We start from the raw sequence: 5,955 nt of genomic DNA, 5'->3' as shown, positions 1-5,955 counted from the left end.
GAACCCGCGCGACCCCCGCCGCCGCGACGGCGGCTCGGCCGTCGCCAACGTGATCCGCCTCGTCGTCGGCCTGGTCGTGGCGATCTTCCTGCTGCACATCCTGTTCGTGCTCACGGAGGCGAACCAGGGCAACGGCTTCGTCAGCGGCATCTACGACGTCGCGAAGGTCCTCGTCCTGGGCCTCGGGGATGTCTTCACCCCCGAGGACGCCAAGCTCGGGGTCGTGCTGAACTACGGGTTCGCGGCACTGATCTACCTCGCCGTCGGGCAGCTGGTGATCAAGCTGATCAACCGCTGACCGACGCCGGGGCCCAGCCGCCGTACGGGACGGTGAGGACCTCCATGGCGTGACCGCCGGGATCGGTGAAGTAGACGCCGCGCCCGCCGTCACGCGTGTTGATCTCGCCCGCGCCGGAGCCGTCCGGGTGGGCGTAGTAGCGGGCGCCGGACTCCTTGATCCTCGCGAAGATGCCGTCGAACTCCTCGTCGGGCACCAGGAAGGCGCAGTGGTGCGGCCGGAACCCGTCGGCGTCCATGAAGTCGAGCGTGACGCCGTTCCCGGTCGTGACCGGGATGAACGGCCCGGTCTGGGCACCCGCCTCGAGCCCGAGGATGCGCGCCAGGAACTCGGCCGAGGCCCTCTTGTCCGGGGCCGGGACGATGATGTGGTCGAGCTGGATGGACATGGCTCCTCCAAACAAGGTCTGGCCGGTCCAGACCGTCACCCCAACCCTGCGCCCTCAACCTGACTAGAGGTCAACCCCGGGAACCGTGCGCCTCGTCCGGGGCGAGCCCAGACCCGGTCTCAGTCCGTCACTTCAGGGGCGGCCAGACCGCGCAGCATGAGCCGCACCCAGCGCCGGCGGGCGGGCTCGGGCAGATCGTCACCGGGCAGGGTGTGCATCATCGCGATCAGGTCGGCGGGCGTCACGTCCGGGTGGAACGCCCCTTGCGCGTGCCCGGCCTCGACGATGCGCGCCAGCCCGGAGACCGCCCTGTGCTGCTGCTCGGGAGACGCCTCAAGGCCGAGGCGGCTCATGGCGGCCTTGATCGTGCGGTCCTCGCCCGCCGCCACGCTGACGCGCTCGGTGAGGACGGTCAGCTCCCGCATGGCGTCGCCGCCCGCGTCGATGCGGGCCACCGTCTCGTCCAGGGCGCCGAAGATGCGGTCCGCCAGCTCGGCGGCGATCGCGTTGAGCAGATCCTGCTTGGTCGGGAAGTGGCGGTACAGCGTGCCGACGGCCAGGCCCGCCTCCCGCGCGATCTCGTCCATGCCGACGGAGGCGCCCTGAGCGGCGAACAGCGTTCGCGCGGCGCCGAGGATGCTCTCGCGGTTGCGTGCCGCGTCGGCGCGCAACCGGTGTTCTGCGGACATCGGCCTCGTTCCTGACTGCTCGGTTCCTGCCGCCCGGTTCCCGCCGGCTCACCGGCCCGTCGCCGGTTCGTGCTTGCCGACTCAACATGAGCGATGGTTCACTATATATGGTGAACGTCGGTTCAGGTTATCCGCGTCGCACCGTCATGCCTGCCCTGTTCATCCCCGTTTCCGACCATTCCTTGGAGTACCGATGTCTCTCTTGGCCCGCTGGTGTCATCGGCACCGCTTGGCCGTCGTCAGTGGGGTTGGGTGTCCGACCTGGTCGGCATGGGCACCGGCCCGGTCGAGCCGTTCCTGCCGGTCCTGATGCTGCCCGTGCTGTTCGGCCTGTCGATGGACTACCAGGTGTTCCTCGTCAGCCGGATGCACGAGGAATGGGTGCGCTCCAAGGACAACCGGCGCGCGGTCATCGTGGGGCAGTCCGAGACCGGCCGCGTCATCACGGCCGCGGCCGCCATCATGATCGCGGTGTTCTGCGCCTTCGTCCTCGGCGGCCAGCGGGTGATCGCGATGTTCGGCGTCGGCCTGGCTGTGGCCGTCGCCCTGGACGCGTTCATCCTGCGGACCGTCCTGGTACCGGCCGCGATGCACGTGCTGGGCCGGTCCAACTGGTGGCTGCCCGCCTGGATGGACCGGCTGCTCCCGCACCTGTCGGTCGAGAAGCCGGACACCGGCGCCCCGGCCTCCGAACCCGCCGGCATCGACCCCCCGGTCGTCGCGGCGGACGAGCGGCGCTGATCCCGCTCCGGCCTCGCCCGCGGGTCACCGCCCGTGCCCGGCGAGGCCGGAGACCAGCATCCGGAGACCGTGCTCGAAGGCGTCCTCGCCCTGCGGGTCGCCGCCCGCCCCGATGGCGGCGGCCAGGTGCGGTGCGCGTTCGGCCAGCGGGCCGGGCGCCATGGAGTCGGGCGCTTGCGCCTGGTGCTCGCTCTGCTCCGCCAGCACGAACCCCGTGACGTAGTGGCCGATGGCCATCACCGACCGCAGGGCTTGGACGGGGCTGAGCCCGGCCTGGACGAGCACGGCCAGCTCGGCGTCGAACCGGGCGAGCACGGCCGGGCCGGTGGCGGTGCCGGAGATGAGCCGGGCGCCGTCGCGGTGGCGGAGCAGCAGCCGGCGCCGTTCGCGGGCGCGGCGGGCCAGCCACTCTCGCCAGGACTCGCCGGACCGGGGGCCGGTCAGATCCTGCGACAGCTGCAGGGCCTCGGACATCTCGTCCAGCAGCTCTTGCTTGTTACGGAAATGCCAGTAGAGCGCCGGTGACTTGACGCCCAGTTCCGCGGCCAGCCGCCGTACGCTCAGCGCGTCCAGCCCGACCTCGTCCAGCAGCCGCAACGCCGCTTCGACGACGGTCGCCCGGTTCAGGGCGCCGCGGTGGTCCCCGCGCATCTCCTCCACGGATTGTCACCTTAGCAGCGCTAGGGCTACCCTTATCAGCGCTAAGGAGTTATCACCGCTAAGGAGCGTCATGGAACGCGACCGGTTGACCCGGGCCCTGCTGACCGGGGGATTCGGCCCCGCCCTGTTCGCGGCCGTACTGCTGTCGAGAGCGTGCTCCGGCCGGACTACGACGCGCTGCACCACTTCGGGAGCGAGCTGGCCAACGGCGACCGCGGCTGGGTCATGATCACGAACTTCGTCCTGTCCGGCGTGCTCACCCTCGGCTTCGCCGCCGGACTGCGCAGGGCCCTCCCGCCCGGACGCGGCGCTTTGGCCGGTCCGCTGCTGGTGGCGCTGTTCGGGCTGGGCCTCATCGTGGCCGGGGTCTTCGCCGCCGATCCCAAGCCCGGATATCCGCCCGGCACGGTAAGCGTCGCCCCCACCGCCGCCGGCGTCGTCCACGACGGCAACCTGATCCCCACCTGGATCTCGATGACCGCCGCCATGGGGGTGATCGCCTACCGGCTCGCCGCCGACCCCGGCCACCGGCGGTGGACGTGGTATACGGTCGTCACCGCGGTGACCTCCCTGGCCACCCTCATGATCGCCGTTCACCGGTACGACGACGTCTCCGGCACGGGCACCTACCACGGCCTGTGGCAACGCGTCAGCATCACCATCGGGTTCACGTGGTTCGGCGCCCTGGCGGCCCTTCTGCTGCGGTCCCGGCGATCGGAGGCAGCCGGCACGAAGGAGTGATCATGGCCGGTAGTGTTCCGGGATGACCGATGTGACCCCCCGCCATGTCCTGTGCGTGCTCGGCTCCGGCTCCGGCTCCGGGTTCGGGCTCGCGGACATGGAACGGATCGCCGCCGAGCACGGCGGGTTCGTCCTCGACCGCGAGTACTCCGCGGGCGAGCCCGACCCCCGGATGCCGGAGGCGTTCGAGGCGAGCATGGCCGGGGAGCGGTTCGAGCAGGCGGACCGGGACGCGGTGGAGTCCCACGACTCCGTGGGCTACCTGCTGTCCGCGCCGATGACGCGGGGTCTCGCCGCCGACACGTCGCGGCGCCTGCTGGAGGCGACGGCCGCGCTGCTGCGCTCCGGCGCCGCCGCGGTGAAGAACGAGAGCAGCGGAACCGCCCACGGCCGGGACCGCTGGCTCGCCCTGGCCGAGCAGGCCGCCGAGGCCAAGGACGAGGAACTCGCCGCCGTGTTCGTCAACGCCTGGGTGAAGCTCCCGATCTACGACGGCGAGGTCCTCTACAGCTGCGGCATGCACCTGCTCGGCGCGCCCGACGTGGAGATCGAAGTCGACGAGGAACAGCTGACGGAGCACGGCGTCCCCGAGCTGGCCATGCACCTTAAGGTTCTGGCCATCTACCTCCTGACCGACCCCCGCGCGCAGGAGATCGAGGACGGCGCCGGCTTCCGCATGACCGAGGACGCCCCCCGCCACATCCTGCGCACCGCCGCCTGCGACCGCTACGAAGAAGACGACTTCTTCTTCAACCCCTACGGCTACGTCCGCCTCACCCACCCGCAGTAGGGGCGGCCCTGTCCGGGACGGCGCTGTCGGGGGCCGGGTCGCGCCAGCCGTCCGGCGCCTCGATGCGGGCGTTCACCCCGGCGTGCTCCTGGAGGAGGTAGAGCAGGTTCGCGCCGTCGAGGAGCTCGATGGGCTTGTTCTTCGCGAAGTCGAAGGACGCCTGGCCGTAGCCGCTGGTCGTGACGAGGATGCCCTTGGAGGCGCCCTCGTTCTGCAACGTCCCGTAGAGGTCGCGGACGGCGGAGACCCCGACGGTGTTCCTGTAGCGCTTCGCCTGGATGACGACCTTGCCGCCCATGATCGGCCGCGGGTCGTAGGCGACGCAGTCGACGCCGCCGTCCCGGGACGGTCTCGTCTGCCGGGACTCCAGCCCCATCCGGGTGAACAGGTTCTGGATCAACCCCTCGAACTCGGTCGGGGTCATCTCGAGGAGGTTGGGCCGCTCGTCGAGGTCGCCGAGGATGTCGGTCTCCTCGACGAACCGCGGGTCGACCATGCTGAACTCCAGCACCGGGCGTACGGGCGCGAGCTCCGCCGTGTTCCGGGAGACGCCCGCGCCGAGGTGCTTCAGGCAGGCCGCCGGATCGACCCGGGCGAGGTCGAGTTCGGCGAACGTCTCCTTGGTCGTCCGCAGCGTCAGCAGGCACGGGCGGACGGGACGTCCCGTCGCCGCGTCGACGGTGCTGACCATGCCGTTGAAGACGATGGTCGAGACATGCCCGGCGGCGTCGCTCTCGAAGAGGTCGCGGACGACCCGCAGCGCCACCTGACTGACGACGGAGGTGTACTGCGCCTTGATCTGCGTGGCTGGGCGCTTGGTCTCCGTGACGGAGTCGGAGGTCTTGACGTACCGGTGCGCCTTGACGGTCGGGACGACGTCGATGCCCGGCAGCTCGTACTCCACCACGAGTTGGGCGGACTCGGGCACGTACGCCATGCGCCATTGCGCCGGGAACCCGTCCGGGTAGAAGACGGTGTTCGAGACCAGATCGAGGTAGGCGACGACGGCGTCGGGCCGCCCGGCCGCGAGTTCCCGCTTCAGCGTCTCGATCTCGGCGTGCTGCCGCCGGGTCCGTTCCTCCGCCTCCGCCGTCCGCCGGGCATGCTCTCGCTGGAGGCGGCCCAACGTGGCTTGGCGGGCCTGCTCGCGCTGGGCGTGCTCGGCGCAGGCCCGCTGGTAGTTCGCCTGCCCTTGCCGGACCTGCTCCTCGTGCCGGGCCCCGCCCACCAGCCTGGACAGGCCCGAGGGCGGGGGCGGCAGGAACGCCTCCGGGCGCGGCGGCGCCTCCGGGTGGCCCGCGGGGCCAGGGTTGAATGGCGCGACATCCGGTTTGTCCTTGAGCTTGTCGAGGTCGAACCGGGTGTCGGTGAGAAGCCCCGAGACCAGGATGGAATCCAGTTCCTCCAGCCGCTGGGCGAGGTCTTCGTTCATCGCGGCGACCTCAGCGGCCCGGGATTCGGCGTAGAGGCGCTTGCGCTCCTTCTCGTCGGCGGCCCGTGCTCGCTCGTAGGCGGCCTGCGCCCGCGCCGCCTCCCGCTGCGCGGATGCATCCGCCCGCCGCCGCGCCGCCTCCGCCCGCTCCGCTTCGCGCTGCATCTGCGCGATCGCCGCCATGAACCCCTGCCCGCCTCGCCATAACCCCACCCG

8 protein-coding genes are annotated in these 5,955 nt (G+C 71.1%); 4 read left to right on the top strand and 4 right to left on the bottom strand.

The features are described 5' to 3' along the window. The coding region (locus E1281_RS36265; protein ID WP_207943711.1) for a hypothetical protein at positions 1-298 on the top strand (298 nt) is incomplete at its 5' end. Here the strand turns inward: E1281_RS36265 and E1281_RS36260 are convergent. Next, complete coding sequence (locus tag E1281_RS36260) at positions 288-686, bottom strand: VOC family protein (RefSeq protein ID WP_131884223.1); 399 nt, start codon at positions 684-686, stop codon at positions 288-290. The genes E1281_RS36265 and E1281_RS36260 overlap by 11 nt on opposite strands. A gap of 119 nt (positions 687-805) precedes the next feature. Continuing rightward, positions 806-1,375 carry a TetR/AcrR family transcriptional regulator gene (locus tag E1281_RS36255; protein WP_131884222.1) on the bottom strand — a complete coding sequence of 190 codons (570 nt, stop codon included), beginning with the start codon at positions 1,373-1,375 and terminating at the stop codon, positions 806-808. A 252-nt stretch (positions 1,376-1,627) separates the two neighbouring features. On the opposite strand from E1281_RS36255, the gene E1281_RS36250 reads away from it, so the two are divergent. Beyond that, positions 1,628-2,116, top strand: a complete 489-nt coding sequence (locus tag E1281_RS36250) for an MMPL family transporter (RefSeq protein ID WP_207943710.1) — start codon at positions 1,628-1,630, stop codon at positions 2,114-2,116. Positions 2,117-2,140: 24 nt separating this feature from the next. Here E1281_RS36250 and E1281_RS36245 read toward each other — a convergent pair whose 3' ends face one another. Further along, positions 2,141-2,767 (bottom strand): TetR/AcrR family transcriptional regulator C-terminal domain-containing protein, encoded by a 627-nt coding sequence (locus E1281_RS36245; protein WP_243717749.1) that lies wholly within the window; start codon positions 2,765-2,767, stop codon positions 2,141-2,143. Positions 2,768-2,929: 162 nt separating this feature from the next. On the opposite strand from E1281_RS36245, the gene E1281_RS36240 reads away from it, so the two are divergent. Next, positions 2,930-3,517 carry a DUF998 domain-containing protein gene (locus tag E1281_RS36240; protein WP_165959259.1) on the top strand — a complete coding sequence of 196 codons (588 nt, stop codon included), beginning with the start codon at positions 2,930-2,932 and terminating at the stop codon, positions 3,515-3,517. A gap of 22 nt (positions 3,518-3,539) precedes the next feature. Beyond that, entirely contained in the window at positions 3,540-4,307 is a 768-nt protein-coding gene (locus tag E1281_RS36235; RefSeq protein WP_131884220.1) for a hypothetical protein, read from the top strand. On the opposite strand, the gene E1281_RS36230 is transcribed toward E1281_RS36235, so the two are convergent. Next, positions 4,291-5,922: a restriction endonuclease gene (locus E1281_RS36230; protein WP_131884219.1), complete on the bottom strand. Its 1,632-nt coding sequence runs from the start codon at positions 5,920-5,922 to the stop codon at positions 4,291-4,293. The genes E1281_RS36235 and E1281_RS36230 overlap by 17 nt on opposite strands. Positions 5,923-5,955 lie beyond the last annotated feature (33 nt).

Source organism: Actinomadura sp. KC345 (assembly GCF_004348515.1).
Classification (GTDB): domain Bacteria; phylum Actinomycetota; class Actinomycetes; order Streptosporangiales; family Streptosporangiaceae; genus Spirillospora.
Note: the sequence above shows the minus strand (reverse complement) of the source record. Positions and strands in the feature narration are given on the sequence as shown.